The sequence below is a fragment of the Micromonospora sp. RHAY321 genome (assembly GCF_023896955.1).
Lineage (GTDB): Bacteria > Actinomycetota > Actinomycetes > Mycobacteriales > Micromonosporaceae > Micromonospora.
Genome location: NZ_JAMHIW010000003.1, coordinates 260,258 through 278,258, shown reverse-complemented (window position 1 = coordinate 278,258; position 18,001 = coordinate 260,258). Strand labels below are relative to the sequence as shown.

General features: G+C 73.1%; 17 protein-coding genes. 7 read left to right on the top strand and 10 right to left on the bottom strand.

Going from position 1 to position 18,001, the window contains the following annotated elements; all coding sequences use genetic code 11:
- Positions 1–13: 13 nt before the first annotated feature.
- A complete protein-coding gene (locus tag M8C17_RS09370) occupies positions 14–1,117 on the bottom strand; it encodes a major royal jelly family protein (protein WP_252416011.1) in 1,104 nt (367 codons plus the stop codon).
- 106 nt (positions 1,118–1,223) lie between these two features.
- Positions 1,224–1,949, bottom strand: coding sequence for a GAF and ANTAR domain-containing protein (locus M8C17_RS09365; RefSeq protein ID WP_252416010.1), 726 nt, complete (start codon positions 1,947–1,949; stop codon positions 1,224–1,226).
- Between the two features lie 399 nt (positions 1,950–2,348).
- On the opposite strand from M8C17_RS09365, the gene M8C17_RS09360 reads away from it, so the two are divergent.
- Together M8C17_RS09360 and M8C17_RS09355 are read left to right on the top strand one after the other, a co-directional pair.
- Entirely contained in the window at positions 2,349–2,744 is a 396-nt protein-coding gene (locus tag M8C17_RS09360; protein WP_252416009.1) for an ATP-binding protein, read from the top strand.
- A gap of 238 nt (positions 2,745–2,982) precedes the next feature.
- The gene (locus tag M8C17_RS09355; protein ID WP_252416008.1) at positions 2,983–3,675 is read left to right on the top strand and encodes a GAF and ANTAR domain-containing protein; all 693 of its coding nucleotides are present in this window, start codon (positions 2,983–2,985) and stop codon (positions 3,673–3,675) included.
- Here M8C17_RS09355 and M8C17_RS09350 read toward each other — a convergent pair.
- The 8 genes from M8C17_RS09350 to M8C17_RS09315 form a co-directional block, all read right to left on the bottom strand.
- Positions 3,659–4,039 (bottom strand): STAS domain-containing protein, encoded by a 381-nt coding sequence (locus M8C17_RS09350; protein ID WP_252416007.1) that lies wholly within the window; start codon positions 4,037–4,039, stop codon positions 3,659–3,661. The genes M8C17_RS09355 and M8C17_RS09350 overlap by 17 nt on opposite strands.
- 259 nt (positions 4,040–4,298) lie before the next feature.
- On the bottom strand, positions 4,299–5,183 hold the full coding sequence (locus M8C17_RS09345; RefSeq protein ID WP_252416006.1) for an SMP-30/gluconolactonase/LRE family protein: 885 nt from the start codon (positions 5,181–5,183) through the stop codon (positions 4,299–4,301).
- A 42-nt stretch (positions 5,184–5,225) separates the two neighbouring features.
- The gene (locus M8C17_RS09340; protein ID WP_252416005.1) at positions 5,226–6,167 is read right to left on the bottom strand and encodes a PfkB family carbohydrate kinase; all 942 of its coding nucleotides are present in this window, start codon (positions 6,165–6,167) and stop codon (positions 5,226–5,228) included.
- A complete protein-coding gene (locus tag M8C17_RS09335) occupies positions 6,164–6,784 on the bottom strand; it encodes a bifunctional 4-hydroxy-2-oxoglutarate aldolase/2-dehydro-3-deoxy-phosphogluconate aldolase (RefSeq protein WP_252416004.1) in 621 nt (206 codons plus the stop codon). The genes M8C17_RS09340 and M8C17_RS09335 overlap by 4 nt, the downstream gene beginning before the upstream one ends.
- Before the next feature lie 11 nt (positions 6,785–6,795).
- Positions 6,796–7,626: a hypothetical protein gene (locus M8C17_RS09330; RefSeq protein WP_252416003.1), complete on the bottom strand. Its 831-nt coding sequence runs from the start codon at positions 7,624–7,626 to the stop codon at positions 6,796–6,798.
- A gap of 5 nt (positions 7,627–7,631) precedes the next feature.
- A complete protein-coding gene (gene dgoD, locus M8C17_RS09325) occupies positions 7,632–8,777 on the bottom strand; it encodes a galactonate dehydratase (protein ID WP_252416002.1) in 1,146 nt (381 codons plus the stop codon).
- Positions 8,774–9,484 (bottom strand): FadR/GntR family transcriptional regulator, encoded by a 711-nt coding sequence (locus M8C17_RS09320; protein ID WP_252416001.1) that lies wholly within the window; start codon positions 9,482–9,484, stop codon positions 8,774–8,776. Before M8C17_RS09320 ends, dgoD begins: the two co-directional genes overlap by 4 nt.
- Positions 9,485–9,521: 37 nt before the next feature.
- Entirely contained in the window at positions 9,522–10,268 is a 747-nt protein-coding gene (locus tag M8C17_RS09315; RefSeq protein WP_252416000.1) for an SDR family NAD(P)-dependent oxidoreductase, read from the bottom strand.
- A gap of 159 nt (positions 10,269–10,427) precedes the next feature.
- On the opposite strand from M8C17_RS09315, the gene M8C17_RS09310 reads away from it, so the two are divergent.
- The 5 genes from M8C17_RS09310 to M8C17_RS09290 are packed head-to-tail and all read left to right on the top strand — an operon-like array spanning position 10,428 to position 17,812.
- Positions 10,428–11,723, top strand: coding sequence for an extracellular solute-binding protein (locus M8C17_RS09310; RefSeq protein ID WP_252415999.1), 1,296 nt, complete (start codon positions 10,428–10,430; stop codon positions 11,721–11,723).
- A gap of 1 nt (position 11,724) precedes the next feature.
- Entirely contained in the window at positions 11,725–12,642 is a 918-nt protein-coding gene (locus M8C17_RS09305) for a carbohydrate ABC transporter permease (protein WP_252415998.1), read from the top strand.
- Positions 12,642–13,463, top strand: coding sequence for a carbohydrate ABC transporter permease (locus M8C17_RS09300; protein WP_252415997.1), 822 nt, complete (start codon positions 12,642–12,644; stop codon positions 13,461–13,463). The genes M8C17_RS09305 and M8C17_RS09300 overlap by 1 nt, the downstream gene beginning before the upstream one ends.
- Entirely contained in the window at positions 13,460–15,547 is a 2,088-nt protein-coding gene (locus M8C17_RS09295) for an alpha-galactosidase (protein WP_252415996.1), read from the top strand. Before M8C17_RS09300 ends, M8C17_RS09295 begins: the two co-directional genes overlap by 4 nt.
- A 48-nt stretch (positions 15,548–15,595) precedes the next feature.
- Complete coding sequence (locus tag M8C17_RS09290) at positions 15,596–17,812, top strand: glycoside hydrolase family 27 protein (protein WP_252415995.1); 2,217 nt, start codon at positions 15,596–15,598, stop codon at positions 17,810–17,812.
- The last annotated feature ends 189 nt before the right edge of the window (positions 17,813–18,001 follow it).

Below are 18,001 nucleotides of genomic sequence, written 5' to 3'. Positions count from 1 at the left end.
GTCGGCACTCGGGTCAGCGGCGCAGCAGCACCGGCCCGGCGTCGATCCGGGTGCGGAACAGCGCGTACGGCTTGCGCCGCAGGTCCTGACCCCGCTGGTACTGCGACTGCCGGTGCAGCTGGTTGGCGGTCACGTAGAGGTGCCCGTCGGTCGCCACCGACATGGTGTCCGGCCAGAGCAGCCGCGGGTCGTGGACCACCGTCTCGTACTCGCCGTCCGGCCGCCGACGCAGCACCGCGTTGTGCTCGTAGGCGGTGAGGTAGAGCCGCCCGGCGTCGTCGGACTCCAGCCCGTCCGACCCGGTGCCCTTGTCCCCCTCGTCGACGACGGTCGCCGCGACCGCCTCCTGGGTGACCGCCGGGTCGGTCAGCGCCTCGGCGGAGACGCTGTACCAGCGGCGGGACGCCAACGGGCAGTAGTGCAGCCGGGTGCCGTCGGCGGAGATGGCGATGCCGTCGGAGCCCATCGACACCGGCTTCGGCGGCCCGTCCGCCGGCCGCTCCAGGAACGGCCGGCCCTCGACCACCGGGCGGAACGTCGTCAGCGGTTCCGCCTTCGTGGACGGGTGGTCGTGCAGCCGCCGCCAGGACGCCCCACTGGCCAGGTCCACCACGATGATCCCGTTCGGCCCCGAGTTCGCCGAGTCGGTGATGTACGCGACGCCCGCCTCGCCTCGCCGGAGGTCGAAGCGGACGTCGTTGAGGTACGTCGTCGGCAGCGCCACGTCCGCCGGAAAGGTGATCACCTGCGCGACCCTGTCGGTGTCCAGGTCGACCCGCACCAGTTTCGGCCCGCCCGGCTTCGTCGGCTGGAACATGGGGCTCCCGGTGTCCAGCACCCACAGCCGGTCGGCCGGGTCCACCACGATGCTCTGCACCGAGACGAACGCTCCGGCGTCGTCGTCGCCCGACGGGTCGTTCCACGCCTGGTCCGGGTAGGGCACCTCCCGGCCGTCGCGCAGCTCGACGACAGTCGCCGGCACCTCGTCGCCCCACTTGGGGAAATTGACGAAGATCCGGCCCCGGTGCGAGACGCTCACTCCGGTCGGCATCGGGCCGGTGAAGGTGTGCACCAGCTCCAGCTCGCCGAGCGGCTCGTCGCCGACCGGCCCGTTCATGACGCCCGCACCCGCATCGTCTCGCCTCCCGCCGATCGGTCGGGCCCGCGCCTGTCGCGGGTGACCGTCGGTGTCGCTATTCCCACCCGGACGCCCGGTACGCCTGTCAGGTGTGCGGGCGGCCGACCCCGGGGCCGTACGCGGCCCGCTCGACGAGCGACTCGGCGACCTCGCGGAGCTTGCGGTTGGAATCCTGGGAGACCCGGGCCAGGATGGCGAACGCCTCGTCGGCGGTGCACCGCTGCTGGCCCATGATGATTCCCTTGGCCTGCTCGATCACCGCCCGGCTGCGCAGCGCTGCCTGCATCTGCTGGGCGAGGGTGGCGGTGCTCTCGTAGAGGTGGGCGTTGGCCAACGCGACGGCGGCGTACCCGGCCAGTGCCTGCGCGAGGCCGATCACCTCGTCGAACGCCGACCGGTCGGTGCCGTAGAAGTTCAACGCCCCGACCACGGCGTCCTGGATCGGCAGCCCGATGGAGAGCGAGCTGGTCACCCCGGCCCCGCTGGCCCGGCTGGCCCACTCCGGCCAGCGCCCCTCGACCGTCAGGTCCGGCGCCAGCATGGCCGTACCGGTGGTGGCCGCGTCGAGGCAGGGACCGCGCCCCTGCTCGTACTGCCAGGTGTCCAGGGTGAGCGCCAGCTCACCGGTGTACGCGGCGGTGTAGGCCTCGCTGCCCTGGACCAGGGTCACCGACACCTCCTCGGCGCCGGGGACGGTCTGCTTGGCGACCTCGACGACGTTGGTGAGCACGGTGTCCAGATCAGCTTCGTCGAGCTTGATCCCACCAAGCCTGATCAGGGCTTCGGTGAGGTCCAGGGGTGTCTGCGGCATGCGGTCTGACATCCTTGCGGAACCGGCGCGGTCGACCTCCGGTGGAGCTGGACAGCGCGGGGCGGGGCGGCCTGCGTTCGCGGACCGCTGTGCCGATCCCGGGGGATCGGGAACCGGCGCCGCTGCTTGACGCTCGCTCCAGACGCCCCGATCGGGGCGTCAGCTACAGGAGCAATACTCTACGACCCGATCCGTGCGCGGGTTGACAGGGCGGGCCGCCTGCCGCTCGTCTCCGGCGGCCGTTCGCCCCGCGTGCCACACTTGCCGGGTGTGCCGCCGTTCGGCGGCAGGCCGGTGGGCGCCCCCGAGGCTAGCCGTTCACCGCGGTGTCCCGCCTCTGGACCGACGTTGTCGCCAGATCCTTCGCAGCCGATGTCCCGGCCACCGTCGGGTGGTCGTGTGGCAGTCCTGAACGATCTACCCAACGCCGGTACCGCCTGCGCGGAGGGCCGGCAGTTCGCCGAGGAGCAGCTGTGGCGGTGGCGGGTGCCGATCCGGGCTGCGGACACCTTGGTGCTGCTGGCCAGCGAGATCATCGCCAACGCGGTGCGACACGGGCCGCCGCCGGTGTGCCTCGAACTCAGCCTGCACGCGGACCGGGTCCGGCTGGAGGTCACCGACTCCAGCCTGGTGCCGCCCGTGCTGCGGCGCCCGCAAGCCCGGGAACTGGGCGGACGGGGCCTGTGGCTGATCGACACGTTGGCCGCGAAGTGGGGATGGTTTGACCGCCCACCCGGCAAGGTCGTCTGGTGTGAGATCTCGACCGCCGACCAGCTCCTCCCCGAGGCGCCCTGAGCCGGCCGCACCGCGTGCCGCACGGCCGATGCCGATCTCGATCCGGAGCGTAGGGTGGGGCCCCTGTAGCCCACACCCGCGCGGGGGGTGGCGAGCCGGCGCCGGCGTGGGCGCCGGTCCCGGTGCCGCCGGTGGTGGCCGTGCAGCGGTCCGCGACCGTGGGCTGCCAACGCGCGTGCCCCGGCATGGTCGGGAACGCCGCTCCGCAAAGGACCTCGACGCCGTGGCGCATCCGCCGATGGACCCCGCTGACGCGTTCGCCGAACTCGGCCGGATCCGTCTCGGCGAGGTCGACCTGGCCGACGTGCTCCAGCGGGTGGCCGACCTTGCGAAGCAGACCGTTCCGGACGCCCTGGAGGTGTCGGTCACCCTGGTCCGTGCCGACGGGGCGCAGACCGCCGCCTTCACCGGGGAGCTGGCCCGCGAACTCGACGAGTGGCAGTACGTACAGGATCGGGGTCCCTGCCTCGACGCTGCCACCAGTGGAGGCAACCTGCGGGTGCGCGACGTGACCGTCGAGGAGCGCTGGCCGGTGTGGGCTGAGCGCGCCCGGGCGGCCGGGGTGGGCAGCTCGCTCTCCATGGGCCTGCCGATCCAGCAGGCGGTGGTCGGCGCCCTCAATCTCTACGCCGAACGCCCGCACGCGTTCGACGACGAAGCCGTCAGCCTCGCGGGAACGTTCGCCGGCTACGCGGCCGTCGCGCTGGCCAACGCCCACCTGTACGACAGCACCGCCGCGCTGGCTCGACAGATGCAGGCGGCGATGTCGAGCAGGGCCGTCATCGAGCAGGCCAAGGGGATCATCATGGGCCAGCGGCGGTGCAGCGCCGACGAGGCGTTCGCGATGCTCGCGAAGACGTCGCAGGAGACCAATTCGAAGCTACGGGACGTGGCGGCAACGCTCGTCCGGCGGGTCAGCCCGGGTAGCTGAGAGCCGACCCTGCGACGACTCCGGCCTCGCGTGCCCGCCGCCCGTCGCGTGCGGCGGGCGGGTCGGCGACACCCAGCTCCTGCCGCACTCCGGCCAGGGCCAGGATGTGACGTACGGCCGGCGACAGGTCCCGCAGGGTGAACTGACCGCCCCGGTGCAGCGCCAGGTGACGGGCACGGAGCAGCGCGGTGATCCCGTGGGCGCCGAAGTAGGTGACCTCCGAGAGGTCCAGTGCGATCCGGGGCGGCGGCCTGCCCGGCAGGCGGCCGACCAACTCGACGAGCAGGTGGGCGTTGCTCATGTCGATCTCGCCGGCGACGCGGATCTGGGTGGTCGGACCTTGTCTGGCGCAGGTCAGCGACATGATGGACGAGGTCGCCTCCGGCCCTGTCCCCGGGTGGGAAGAGCCGCACGGAAGCTGGTGGGGTGACATCGCGCCTCCGGCATGACGACGGACGGCTTTCCCGGCCTCAGCGAGGCTGTGGCGGGACGGCCGGCGGAGGGCGCATGTCTTGACCCGTCCCGACCGTACTCCGCTGCTCCGGTCGCCGCACCATTCGCGCGGGTTTCGTCCCGTCGACGGGACCACGGTGGGTGCCGGGCCCGACAGGCCGCACCGCTCGTCAGGTCGCGGGGTCGGCGGCGGCTGACGCGGTGGGCAGACCGGGGACCGGGACGTCCACGGCGAGCAGGGCGCCGTCCGCCGGTCCCGCCGGCGTCAGCCCGTACCGGGCGGTGCCGACGAAGAGCCGGCGCAGGTCGGGGCCGCCCAGGCAGATGCCGGCCGGCTGGGTCGCCGGCAGGCGGATCTCCCGGTCCAGCGTGCCGTCCGGCCGGTAGCGGCGCACCGCCGAACCGCCCCACAGCGCGACCCAGAGGTGGCCCGCCGCGTCGACCGTCATCCCGTCCGGGCCGCCCTCGCCGGCGGCCAGCCGCAGGAACGGCTCCCGCGCGTGCAGGTCACCGGTACGTGGGTCGACGGTGAAACGGTCGACCTCGCCGCGCGGCGAGTCGGCCAGGTACATGGTGGTGCCGGCGGCGTCGAACGCCGGGCCGTTCGGCACGGTCAGCCCGGTCACCGCCGGCACCGGCGCCGCGCCCGGAGCCAGCCGGTACAGCGTGCCCCCGCCGGGCACCCCGGCGTACGTCATGCTGCCGGCCCAGAACCGACCGTGTGGATCGGCGACCGCGTCGTTCATCCGGGTCGGCTCGGAAGCCTCGCCGACGAGATCGACGACCGGCCGGGGATCACCGGCCGCGGGCAGCAGGGCGACGCCGGTCCCGGCGGCGGCCAACCAGTCGCCCGGACTGTCGGACACCGGGGCGACCGCACCCAGCGGTACGGCCAGCCGGCGCAGCTCCCCCAGCGGGCCCGGCCGGTCGCCGCCGGTCTCCAGCAGTCGCCCGGCCAGCAAATCGACCAGGACGAGCCGGTCGGCCACCCACCGCAGCCCTTCGCCCAGCTCCAACCGGTCCGCGCTCCACACGGTCGGTTCGGTCAGCTCCATCTCGCTCCTCCAACGATCGGCGCGGCGGTCGCCGCCCAGTGGTCAGCGCACGGTCCCGCCGGGCCCGTGGTCGAGCAGCGCCAGCTCCGCCCGGTCGGGCAGGCCCTCCCAGTCGCCCCGGGTCGCCACCGCGAACGCGCCGGTGGTGACCGCCCGGTCCAGCCGGGCCGCCGCGTCGGCCCCGTCCAGCCAGCCGGAGAGCAGCCCGGCCACGAAGGCGTCGCCGGCGCCGACCGTGTCCACCACCGGCACCGTCCGGGCCGGGCGGTGCACCGTGCCGAGCGCGCTGTGGCTGGTCGCTCCACCGGCGCCGTGCTTCACCACGACCTCGCCCACCCCGGCGGCAAGAAGCGCCGCGGCCGGGTCGGCCGCGTCGGTCAGCACGGCCAGTTCGTCGTCGGAGGCGACCACCAGGTCGATCGAGGGCAGCAGCGGCCGCAGCGCGTCGGCGGCCGCGGCGACGGTCCAGAGCCGGTTGCGGTGGTTGACGTCCAGGCAGACGGTGCTGCCGGCCTCGCGGGCGAGACGGACCGCCGCCACCACCGCCTGGTACGGCTCGGCGCCCAGCGCGCAGGTGATGCCGGTGACGTGCAGCAGCCGGGGCGGTGGCCCGGGCGCGTCGAACGCGGCGAGAACGTCTGCGGGCCGCAGCCGGGAGCCGGCCGACCCGGTGCGGTGGTAGGTGACCCGGTTGATGTCGGCGACCCGGGCTTCGAAGAGGATCAGCCCGGTGGGGGCCGCCGGGTCGACCCGGGACCAGGTCAGGTCGACGCCTTCGGCGCGCAGGGTACGGCGGACCAGCTCACCGGGCTCGTCGGCGCCGGTGACCCCGACCCAGGCGGCCCGGTGGCCGAGCCGGGCCAGCCCGATCGCCACCGTCGACTCGGACCCGGCGACGGAGATACCGGCGGTGCCGCCCAGCCGCAGCGGGCCGGTGGTGCGGAATGCCGCCATCGTCTCGCCAAGGGTGAGCAGGTCGGTCACGGCCGGACCGCCGAGAGGAAGGCGGCGGCACGCTCCCGCAGCTCCGCCGGGTCGCCACCGCGGACGGCGTCGCCGAGCAGCGGGGAGCCGACGCCGACCGCGACCGCTCCCCGGTCGAGGTAGCGCCGCGCGCCGTCCGCGTCGACACCGCCGACCGGCACGAACGCGGTGCCGGGGAACGGGTCGCGCAACGCACCGAGATAGTCGGGTCCGCCGAGGGAGGCCGGGAAGAGCTTGACCGCGGCGGCCCCGCCGTCGGTGGCCTGCACCACCTCGGTGGGGGTGAGCGCGCCGGCGAGCACCGACAGCCCGAGCCGGCCAGCCTCGGCGAGGCTCGGTGCCAGTGCAGGGGTGACCAGGAAGCCGGCGCCGGCGTCGGCCGCCGCCCGGGCGTCCTCGGCGCTGAGCACGGTGCCCGCGCCCAGGCCGAAGCCGGGCCCGAGGGCGGCCCGGGCCCGCCGGATGGTGCCGAGCGCGTCAGCGCTGGTCAGCGAGACCTCGACGAGCGCGACGCCGCTCTCGGCCAGGGTGAGTACGGCGGCCAGCGCGGCGGCCGGGTCGGGGCCGCGCACGATGGCCAGCAGCCGGTGCGTGCGCAGCTCGTCGAGCAGGTTCATCGAGAGTGTCCTCAGTGGAGTCGGTGGGCGGAGACGGTGAGTCGCCAGGCGACCTCGCCGGCGGGCGGGACGACCGCCGCGTCGGCCGGGCCGGCGTCGGTCAGGTCGAAGGCGGCGCCGAGCATCGGTTCGACTCCGATGCTGCGGTAGGGGGCGGCGGCGGGCCAGCCGTTGAGGTTGCGCCAGAGGGCGGTGCTGCGGGGCTGGTCGGCGCACTCCAGCTCCAGGGTCAGCCGGTCGGCGCCGTCGGTCACCTGGACCCGGGGGCAGTCGAGCAGCACCGCGCCGAGCGCCGTGCCGTCGTCCGGGCCGAGGGTGTCGAGCCGCAGGCCGGCCGGTGCCGGCCACGACCCGGTCAGCCAGGGACTGCCGGCGGGCCACGCGTCCGGGGGCAGCAGCGTGGCAGCCTCCGGGTGCAGGCGGGTCGGGGTGCCGGCGGGCGCGTCGAGGCGGGCCGCGGGGGAGAGGTCGAGCAGGGCGTGTGCTGCCCAGACGAACCGGTGACCGGGGTCGGCGGCCACACGGTAGTCGGCCACCACCACGCCCTCCCGGTCGGTGATCCGGCGGGTCAGGGTGAACGTCGGGCGCTCGACGACCAGGGTGTCCGGCCCGGCCACCCGCCACGGCCGGCACCACACCTCGCCGTGGTCGGGGCGGCCACGCACCGTGGGCAGGCACTCCTCCAGCCCGCCAGTGTCGACGAACGCGTCGTCGGGGCGTACCTCGTGTCGGCCGGGCTCCGGGCCGTGCCAGAGCCATTCCCGGCCGCCGCCGCGCAGGCTGGTCCACCGGCCGCCGTGCGCCGCGTCGTACGCCGCCCGCAGCGGCACGGGCACGGCCACCCCGGTCACCATTCGGCGAACGACCCGTCGCGGTGCTGCCAGACCGGGTTGCGCCAGGCGTGCGGGGTACGGGCGGCCTGACGGACCGCCGCCTCGTCCACGGTGATGCCCAGACCGGGCCGGTCGGGCCGGGCGATGTGCCCGTCCACGAACCGGAAGGGCTCCGGGTCGACGACGTAGTCCAGCAGCTCGGAGCCGGAGTGGTAGTGGATGCCGATGCTCTGCTCCTGGATCAGGAAGTTCGGCGTCGCGAAGGCCACCTGGAGGCTGGCCGCCAGGGAGATCGGGCCGAGGGGGCAGTGTGGGGCGAGCAGCGCGCCGTACGTCTCGGCCAGCGCGGCGATCCGGCGGACCTCGGAGATCCCCCCGGCGTGCGACAGGTCCGGCTGGACGACGGCGACGCCGGCCTGCAACGGAGCGAGGAACTCGGTGCGGCCGTAGAGCCGTTCGCCGGTGGCCACCGGGATCGGCGTTGCGGCGACGATGTCGCGCAGGTGGTGGGCCTGGTCGGGCAGGACCGGTTCCTCCACGAAGAACGGACGCAGGGGGGCCAGCTCGGGCAGGATCCGGCGGATCGCGGCCAGCCCGGCCCTGCCGTGGAAGTCCAGCGCGATGTCCCGGTCGGCGCCCAGCACCTCCCGGGCCGCGGCGACCCGGCCGATCACCGCGTCCACCTCGGCGGGGGTGGGGATGGCGGAAAGCCGTCCGCAGGCGTTCATCTTGACCCCGGTGAGACCGGCGGCGACCTGCGCGGCGGCGCTGTCGGCGACCTCGTCGGGCTCGTCGCCGCCGATCCAGGAGTAGACCCGCACCCGGTCGCGGACGGCACCGCCGAGCAGGGCGTGCACCGGTGCCCCGTACGCCTGCCCGGCGATGTCCCAGAGTGCCTGGTCGAGGCCGGCGACCGCGCTGGAGAGGATCGGGCCGCCACGGTAGAAGCCGCCCTTGGTGAGGATCTGCCAGTGCTGCTCGATCCGGAGCGGATCCTCACCGATCAGATATTCGGAGAGCACCTCGACGGCGCTGCGCACCACCTCGGCGCGCCCCTCGACCACCGGTTCACCCCACCCGACCAGCCCGTCGTCGGTCTCCACCCGGCAGAACAACCACCGTGGCGCGACCAGGAAGGTCTCGATCCGCTCGATCTTCACCGACTGCCCCTCTGTCCCCGTGCCTTTTCCACGTCCCGGACGGCCTTGTCCAGCAACTCACGCATGGCGGTCTCGGCCGCCGTCTCGTCCCGGGCGCGCAGCGCGTCGACCACCGCGCGGTGGCTGGGCACCGGGTCGTCGTGCGCGGCGCCGCCGTGCACCAGCCGGTCCCGCTCGGCGAGCCCGGTCTCCATCACCACCTCCATCCGCTCCAGCAGCTCGTTGTGGGTGGCGGCGAGCAGCGCGCGGTGGAAGGAGAGGTCGGCGGCGACGGCGGCGGCCGGATCGCCGTTGGCCTCGGCCATCTCGGCCAGCGCCCGGTCGAGGGCGGCCACGTCGTCGTCGGTGGCCCGACTGGCGGCCAGTCGCGCGGCGGCCGGCTCGATGATGGCGCGGACCTCGTGCAGCTTCTCCAGCAGGCGCTCGTCTGGGCCCTCCGCGAACTGCCAGCGGATCACGTCGCCGTCGAGCAGGTTCCAGTCCGCCCGGGGCCGGACGAACGTGCCGCGCTTCTGCCGGGCGTCGACGATGCCCTTGGCGGAGAGCACCTTGAGCGCCTCGCGCAGCGCCGTCAGGCTGACGTCGAACTCCTCCTGCAACGCGGCGATGTTGAGGGTCGCCCCGGCGGCGATCTCACCGGTGAGGATGCGTCGGGCGATGGCTTCGACGGTCTGCCCGTGGACGCCTCGGCGTGCGTACTGTGCCAATGCTCTCCTGGCCTTCTCGCTGGTCGGTATCGATCTCTCAGGCCGAGGCTTTCACCGCGGTCCAGCCACCGTCCACCACCAGGCTCGCGCCGGTGACGTAGGCGGCGTCCGCTGAGGCGAGGAAGGCGACGGTCGCGGCCACCTCGTCCGGCGTGCCGAACCGCTTCGCCACGGTCTCCGCGACGCTGCGCTGGCGGTCCTCTTCGGACACGTCGGCCCAGGCGCCGGTGAGGATCGGCCCGGGCAGCACGGTGTTGACGCGCACCTGGGGGCCGTACTCCACGGCGAGTTGGCGGCCGAGTGCGACCAGGCCGCCCTTGGCCGCGGCGTACGCGGGCCGGCCGGGCAGCCCGACGAGGGCGTGCACCGAGGAGACCAGCACGACCGCGCCCGCGCGCGCCCGCAGGTCGTCGATGCAGGCGCGGACGCCGAGGAAGGAGCCGGTGAGGCTGACCCCGATCTGGTGGTCCCAGGACTGCCTGCTGGTCTCGTGGGCGGGCGCGACCTGCACGGCGTACGCGTTGCTGACCAGGATGTCCACCGGGCCGAGGTTGCCCCGTACCGCCGACACGGCGGCCGTCCAGTCGGCCTCGTCGCTGACATCGCCCACTACGGACAGTGCTTGCGCGCCCTGGGCGGTCAGCTCCTCGGCCAGCGGGGTCGGGTCGCAGACGTCCAGCAGCGCGACCGCCGCTCCCTCGGCGGCGAGCCGCCGGGCGGTGGCCGCACCGATGCCACCCATTGCGCCCGTGACCAGCGCGTTCCTGCCTTCAAGCCGGCGCATAGGCTGATCCACCTGACCTCGCCCCTGATCTCATCTAATCATTAATTACGAAGATATCTTGACAGCCGGCGAGGGCCGATGCAACCTTCTCGTCACACACATTCACCTGGCCGACACATCGCGTCGTGACGCTACGTGTCGTAGAGGAAGGACACCTCCGTGAGCGACTTCGACCCCGGTCGCCGGCGATTCCTTGGCCACCTCGGGCTCGCCGGCCTGGGCGCGCTCGGCGCCAGCTCGTTCCTCAGCGCGTGCGCCAGCTCCGCCAGCGGGCCGACGACGGGCAACGGCTCCGGCGCGGTCACCATTCAGTCCAATCTCTCCTCGCCGCAGGCCAAGGCGGCGATGGAGAAGCTGATCGCGAACTTCAACGCGCAGGGCAAGGGCACCGCGAGCCTCAACACGATCGCCTCGGAGACCTTCCGCACCCAGCTCCCGACCTACCTGACCTCGGCCAACCCGCCGGACCTCTACACCTGGTACGCAGGCTCGGTCGCCAACGACTACGCCAGCCGCAACCTGCTGCTGGACGTCTCCGACGTCTGGAAGTCGCTGGGCGACTACCCCCAGTCGCTGCGCACCCTCTCCACCGACGCCAGCGGCAAGCAGATCTTCGTGCCGATGAACAACTACTGGTGGGGCTTCTTCTACCGCAAGTCCAACTTCGCCAAGTGGGGCGTGCAGGAGCCGAAGACCTGGACCGAGTTCCTGGCCCTGTGCGAGACGCTGAAGAGCAAGGGCGTCCCGCCGATCGGCATCGGTCTCGGTGACACCCCGTGGGTGGCCTCGGCCTGGTTCGACTACCTCAACATCCGGATCAACGGCGCCCCGTTCCACCGGGAGCTGCTCGCCGGCAAGCAGCGCTTCGACGACGCCAGGGTCAAGGCGGTCTTCACCCGCTGGCGCGAGGCCCTGCCCTACTTCGACCCCAAGGGCAAGGCGTACCCGTTCCAGGAGGCGACCACCGCCCTGCTGGCCGGCAAGACCGGCATGTTCCTGATCGGCACCTTCTTCGCCGACGCGGCACCGAAGGACGCCCTCGGCGACCTGGACTTCTTCCGCTTCCCGATCATCGACCCGGCGGTACCGCTGGCCGAGGAGGCCCCGACCGACGGCTTCTTCGCCAGCGCGAAGACCGCCAACCCGACCGGCACCAAGGCCCTGCTCACCTACCTCTCCGGGGTCGAGGCCCAGGAGGCGTACGTCAAGGCCAGCTCCGGCATCGTGCTGCCGGCCAACCCCAGGGCCAAGGCGTCCGACTCGCCGCTGGTGGTCAAGGGCAAGGCGATGCTGGACGAGGCCAAGGAGCTGACCCAGTTCTTCAACCGCGACTCCAGCGACGCGCTCCAGCCGACCGCGGACACCGCGCTGACCAAGTTCATCGACAAGCCGGACCAGATCGACGCGATCCTGCGGGAGTGGCAGGCCGGCGCCGAGAAGGTCTTCAAGGGCTGACGTGACAGCAACGATCTCCACGACTCCGGTCACCCCCACCCGGCGGCGGCGACGGTCGGCCCGACTGTCGCCGCTGCTGGTGGCGTTCGTCCTCGTGCCGTTCGCCGTCGAGAGCGTCTGGGTCTTCTGGCCGGCGCTCCAGGGCTTCTGGTTCTCGCTCACCCGATGGGACGGGATGTCGCCGCCGACCTTCGTCGGCGTCGACAACTACGTCGAGATGGCCGGTGACGCCACCTTCCGGGGCGCGCTGCTCAACACGGTGATCTGGCTGGTGCTCTTCGGCGGCCTCTCGGTGCTGGGTGGCTTCGGCATGGCGCTGGTCCTGCAGAAGGAGCGGCGCGGGGTCGGCTTCTACCGGGCCGCGTTGTTCACCCCGGTGGTGTTCTCGCTGGTGGTGACCGCGCTGGTCTGGCGGGTCTTCTACCAGCCCGACGGCATCGCCGACACGCTGCTGCGGGCCGTCGGCCTGGAGCACCTGATCCGGCCCTGGCTCGCCGACCCGCAGACCGCCCTGTACGCGGTGATCCTGCCCGCCCTGTGGCGGCAGATCGGCTACGTGATGGTGCTGTTCCTGGCCGGGCTGAAGGCGATCGACCCGGCGCTGCACGAGGCGGCCCGGATGGACGGCGCCAACGCCTGGCAGCGGCTGCGGCACGTCACGATTCCCCAGCTCAAGGGGGTCAACGCCGTCGTGCTGTCGGTCATCGTGATCGACTCGCTGCGCTCGTTCGACATCGTCTGGTCGCTCACCAAGGGCGGTCCGTACCACTCGTCGGAGCTGCTCAGCACCTACATGTACTCGACCGCGTTCCAGAGCCTGCGACTCGGCTACGCCTCCGCGATCGCCGTCGTCATCTTCGTGCTCGCGCTGGCCGTCATCCTCGGCTACCTGGTCCGCGCGTTCCGGGAGGAAGCGTGATGAACAAGCTCCGCACCGGGACCTTCCACACCGGCATGATCCTGCTCTCGCTGCTCTGGCTGGGCCCGGTGCTCTGGGTCGTGGTGATGTCCACCCGGTCGTTCGACGACATCGCCGCGCACGGCGTCGGCAGCCTGCCCCGGTCGTTCACCCTGGACACCTACCGACAGGCGTGGACCGACGGCGGCGAGCTGCGCGCGCTGATCAACAGCATGCTGGTCACCGTCCCGTCGGTGGCATTGAGCCTGGGGCTGGCCGCGATGGCCGCGTTCGCGCTGAGCCGCTTCCGGATCCCCGGCCGGCGGACGATCCTGCTGCTGATGCTCGCCGGCAACCTGCTGCCACCGCAGATCCTGCTCATCCCGGTGGCCAAGTTCAGCGAGCTGACCGGCCTGTACGACACGCTCTGGGCACTGATCGCGGTGCAGGTCGGCTTCGGGCTCGGTTTCTACACCTTCGTCCTGCACGGCTTCATGCGGGACCTGCCGGGCGAGATCCAGGAGGCGGCGACGATCGACGGCGCCGGCACCGCGCAGATCTTCACCCGGGTGATGCTGCCGCTGACCCGGCCCGCGCTGGCCGCTCTCGGCGCGCTCTCCTTCACGTGGATTTTCAACGACCTACTCTGGGCGATCACCGTGCTACGTACCGACGACAACATGCCGGTCACCCCGGCGCTGCTCGCACTCCAGGGCCAGTTCGTGTCGTCCTGGAACGTCATCGCCGCCGGAACGGTCATCGCCGCGGTGCCCACGGTCGCGGTCTTCCTGCGCTTCCAGCGGCACTTCGTCTCCGGTCTGGCGCTCGGAGCGGTCAAGTGACCGCCGCGACCCCGCGGCGCTGGACGCTGCGCGGCGCCCACACCGAGTACACCGTGACGGTGCCCGCGCACGGCCGCTGGCTGGAACTGGTCGCGTGGGGTCCGCACGGTGTCTCCGACGGGCCGTCCCCGGTCGCCTACGACGGCCCGGTGCCGTTCCTCACCGCCGGAGACGCCGCCCCCATCGAGTACGCCACCGACGCCGACCGCCCGTTCACCGGCGCCGACCTGGTGATCGAGACCTCGAACGGGCAGCGCCGGGTGGGCTTCGCGCACACCGACGTACGGGCCGACGCCGACCAGCGGGAGCTGGCGGTCGGGTTCGCCGACCCGGTCACCGGGCTGCGCGCCACCGTGCACTACCGGGTGCCCGCCGACACCGACGTGGTGCAGCGGTGGGTCGAGCTGACCAACGACGGCACCGGGCCACTGCGGGTGGTCCGGGCCGGGTCGGCAGGCTTCTGCGTACCGACGCCGCACGGCGCGCTGCTCAGCCACCAGTGGGGGCAGTGGGAGCAGGAGTTCCAGCTCTCCCACGTCGAGTTGGGTCACGGCACGTTCAGCATCGGCAGCTCCCAGGGCGTACCCGGGCACCTGCACGTGCCCTGGCTGGCCGTGCGCGACACCGCCGAGCCGGCCGGCCCGGCCTGGGGGATGGCGTTGGCCTGGACCGGTTCGTGGGAGATCAGCGCCGAGCGGGACACCGGCGGGCTGACCCGGGTCCGGGTCGGCCGTCAGTTGGTCGACGGCCCGCTGGAACTGGCCCCCGGCGAGGTGCTGACCCTGCCGGTGGTCACCGGGGCGTACAGCCCGGACGGCCTGGACGGGCTGGCCCGGGTCTGGCACACCCACCAGCGGCTGCTCGCCGGGGAACGGCTCACGCCACGCCCGGTGCTCTACAACTCGTGGGAGGCCACCTACTTCGCCGTCGAGGCGGAGAGCCAGTTGGCGCTGGCCAGGATCGCCGCCGACCTGGGCGTGGAGACGTTCGTGGTGGACGACGGCTGGTTCGTCGGCCGCGACGACGACACCGCCGGGCTGGGCGACTGGACGCCCGACCCGGCGAAGTTCCCCTGCGGGTTCGACGCGTTCATCGCCGACGTCCGCGCACTCGGGCTCAACTTCGGGCTCTGGGTCGAGCCGGAGTGCGTCAACCCGCGGTCCTCGCTCTACGCCGAGCACCCGGAGTGGGTCTACTCCGTCGACGGCCGGCCGCTCACCCCGGTCCGCAACCAGTACCTGCTCGACCTGGGCCGGCCGGAGGTCGCCGAGTTCGTCCACTCCACGGTGGATGGTCTGCTCCGCCGGTACGACATCGACTACCTGAAGTGGGACTTCAACCGCCCGCGTACCGAGCCGGGGCGGCCGGACGGGGTCGGCCCGCTCGACCTGGACGGCGCGCACGTGGCCAACCTGCACCGGATCTACGAGCGGCTGCGCCGGGACCACCCCGGCGTGCTGATCGAGGCGTGTGCCGGCGGGGGCGCGCGGACCGACCTGGCGATGGCCGCGCGGGCCGACGTCTTCTGGCCCAGTGACAACACCGGCCCGCTGGACCGACTGGCCATCCAGTACGGGTTCCTGCACGCCAACGCCCCGCACCTGCTCAGCTCCTGGGTCACCGACGCGCCCGGCCTGTTCGACCCGCGTCCACGCTCGCTGGCGTTCCGGTTCGTGCTCGCGATGGCCGGGGTGCTGGGCATCGGCGCGGACATCCGGGCCTGGACACCGGCGCAGCGGGCCGAGGCGGCCGGCTGGATCGCCCGGTACAAGGAGATCCGGGACGTCGTCACGCACGGCGAGGTGCACCTGATCGGCGGCCCCGACCAGGCCCGTTGCGCGGTGCAGTACACCGCGCCGGACCAGCGCCGGGTGGTCGTGCTGGCCTGGCACACCGGCCGGCTCGACGGTGCCGGCCTGCTGCCGTCCCGCCCGGTGCGGCTGCCACTGCGCGGCCTGGACCCGTCCGCCCGGTACCGGCACGGCGACCGGCACTACTCCGGCAGCCACCTCAGCGCGTTGGGTCTGCCGGTGCAGTGGAGCCCGACCCATGACGCCGACCTCATCGTGCTGCACCGCGACTGAGGTCGGAGCACCACCACACCCCACCCTCCGAGGGACAGGAGTACCCCCATGCGCCTGATCCGACCGCTGACCGCTGCCCTGGCCGTTCTCGGCCTGGGCCTGGCCAGCCCGATGCCGGCAATGGCCGGCCCACCGCAGGCCCACCCACCCACGGCCGGCCATGGTGGGCCGGGTAGACCCGGTCACGCCCCGGCCACCACCGGCGCGGAGGACCAGGGCGCGCCGACCTTCTTCAACAGTGGGCTCGCGCCGACGCCCTACCAGGGCTGGAACACCTACTTCGGTCTCGGTGGCGATCCCACCGAGGCCGAGGTCAGGTCGGTCACCGACTTCATGGTCAGCAGTGGCCTGCGCGACGCCGGCTACACCTACGTCTGGATCGACGGCAACTGGGCCGCGCCCACCCCGCGTGACGAGGCCGGCCGGCTGGTCGCCGACCCGGCCCGGTTCCCCGGCGGGATGGGCGCGCTGGCCGCGTACATCCACAGCAAGGGGATGAAGGCCGGCATCTACACCGACGCCGGGCCGTACCTGCCGGGCCAGTGTGGGCTGGGCAGCAACGGCCACTACAAGGCTGACGTGGCCCAGTTCGCCGGCTGGGGCTTCGACGCCCTGAAGGCCGACTGGCTCTGCGGCCGGGCCGCCGGCCTGGACCCGGAGGCCACCTTCCGCCAGCTCGCCGAGGCGGTACGCCAGTCGCCCCGACCGATGCTGCTCAACATCTGCAACCCGGTCAGCTCCGACTGGGGCGGCGGGCCGTACACCCCGGAACAGCTCTCCACCTGGACCTACACCTACGCGCCCACCATCGCTGACTCCTGGCGGACCTACACCGACGTGGGGCTCACCGACCCGACGCCGCAGTGGGCGTTCCCGTGGGTGCTGCGCAACATGGACGTCAACGCGTACCACCCGGCGGCCACCGGGCCGGGGCACTACAACGACCCGGACTACCTGCTGCCGATGCGCCCGCTGCCCGGCGGCGGGTACGAGCTGAGCCTCGAGGAGTCCAAGACGCAGCTCGGCATGTGGTCCATCATGGCCGCACCGCTGGTGATCGGCTCCGACCCGCGCGGCCTGCCCGGCGAGATGATCTCGGCACTGACCAACCCGGAGATCATCGCGGTCAACCAGGACCCGCTGGTCCGTCAGGGCGTCAAGGTCGCCGACACCGGGGTCGACGCTCAGGTCTGGAGCAAGGTGCTGACCGGCTCCGGCCGGCGGGCCGTCGCGCTGCTCAACCGCCACGACACCGCGCAGACGATCACCGTGAACTTCGCCGACGTCGCGCTCGGCGAGTCGGTGCGGGTCCGTGACCTGTGGTCCCGTACCGACGTCGACGCCGCACCGGCCACCGCCGGTGTCCAGCCGTTCACCGGCTCGTACACCGTCGAGGTCCCGGCGCACGGGGTGGCCATGCTCGGCCTGACCGGCACCGACCAGGTCGCCGGCGCCAGCCTCGGCGGCACCGCCAGCGCCAGCCCGGCGCTGGTCCGGGTGGACGACACGCACGCGGCCGCCTTCGTCCGCAACGCGCAGGGCGCCCTGGCGGTCAACACCCGCTCCGGCGCGACGTGGGGGACCGGCTGGACGTCGCTCGGCGGCCCGGTCGGCGGCCGGATCCTCGGCCAGCCGGCGGCCTACGCCTCGCCCGGTGGCCGTCTCGACGTCTTCGTCCGGGGCACCGACAACGCGGCCTGGCAGCGCAGTTTCGTCGCCGGCGCGTGGGGGCCGTGGCGCAGCCTCGGCGGCACGGTGACCGACGGACCCACGGTGGCCTGGACCAGCCCGACGCAGTGGACGCTCGTCGTCCGCGGCGCCGACGGCAAGCTCTGGTCGCGGACCCCGAGCACCGGCTGGACCGGGATCGGCGCACCCGAGGACCGTCCTTTCTACGGTCGGCCGAGCGCGGTCGTCGATGACGCCGGCGTGCTGCACGTGGCGGTCCGCAGCCGGACCGACGAGGTGTGGTGGCGCAGCCGCACCGGCACCACCTGGTCGGCCTGGACCAGTGTGGGCGGCACCACCAGCGGCAGCCCGACCCTGCTCGCCACCGCCGGCCGGGTCTACCTGTTCGCGCTGGCCGCCGACAACCGGCTCTGGCAGCGCAACCTGGTCGACGGGGTGTGGGGCGGCTGGTTCCGCCGTGGCGAGTTCGCCACCGACGCGTTCCGGGGCGCGCCGGCCGCTGCCGCCGGTGCCAACGGCAGCGCCTGGCTGGCCGTACGCGGCGTGGACAACCGGGTGCACCAGATCGTCCTGTGATCAAAGGTGGCGGGCCGCCGGCTGGCGGCCCGCCACCGCACCATCGGGTCCGCTCAGGCCGGGATGAGTTCCCGACACGACGGTGCGTTCGGTCGTGGCACGTCGCCATCACGTCGTCGCGGCAGACCAGGAGCCGGGCCGCGACCCCCACCCGTTCCGGTGGTGCTGCGGTGATCACCGTTCTGCCGG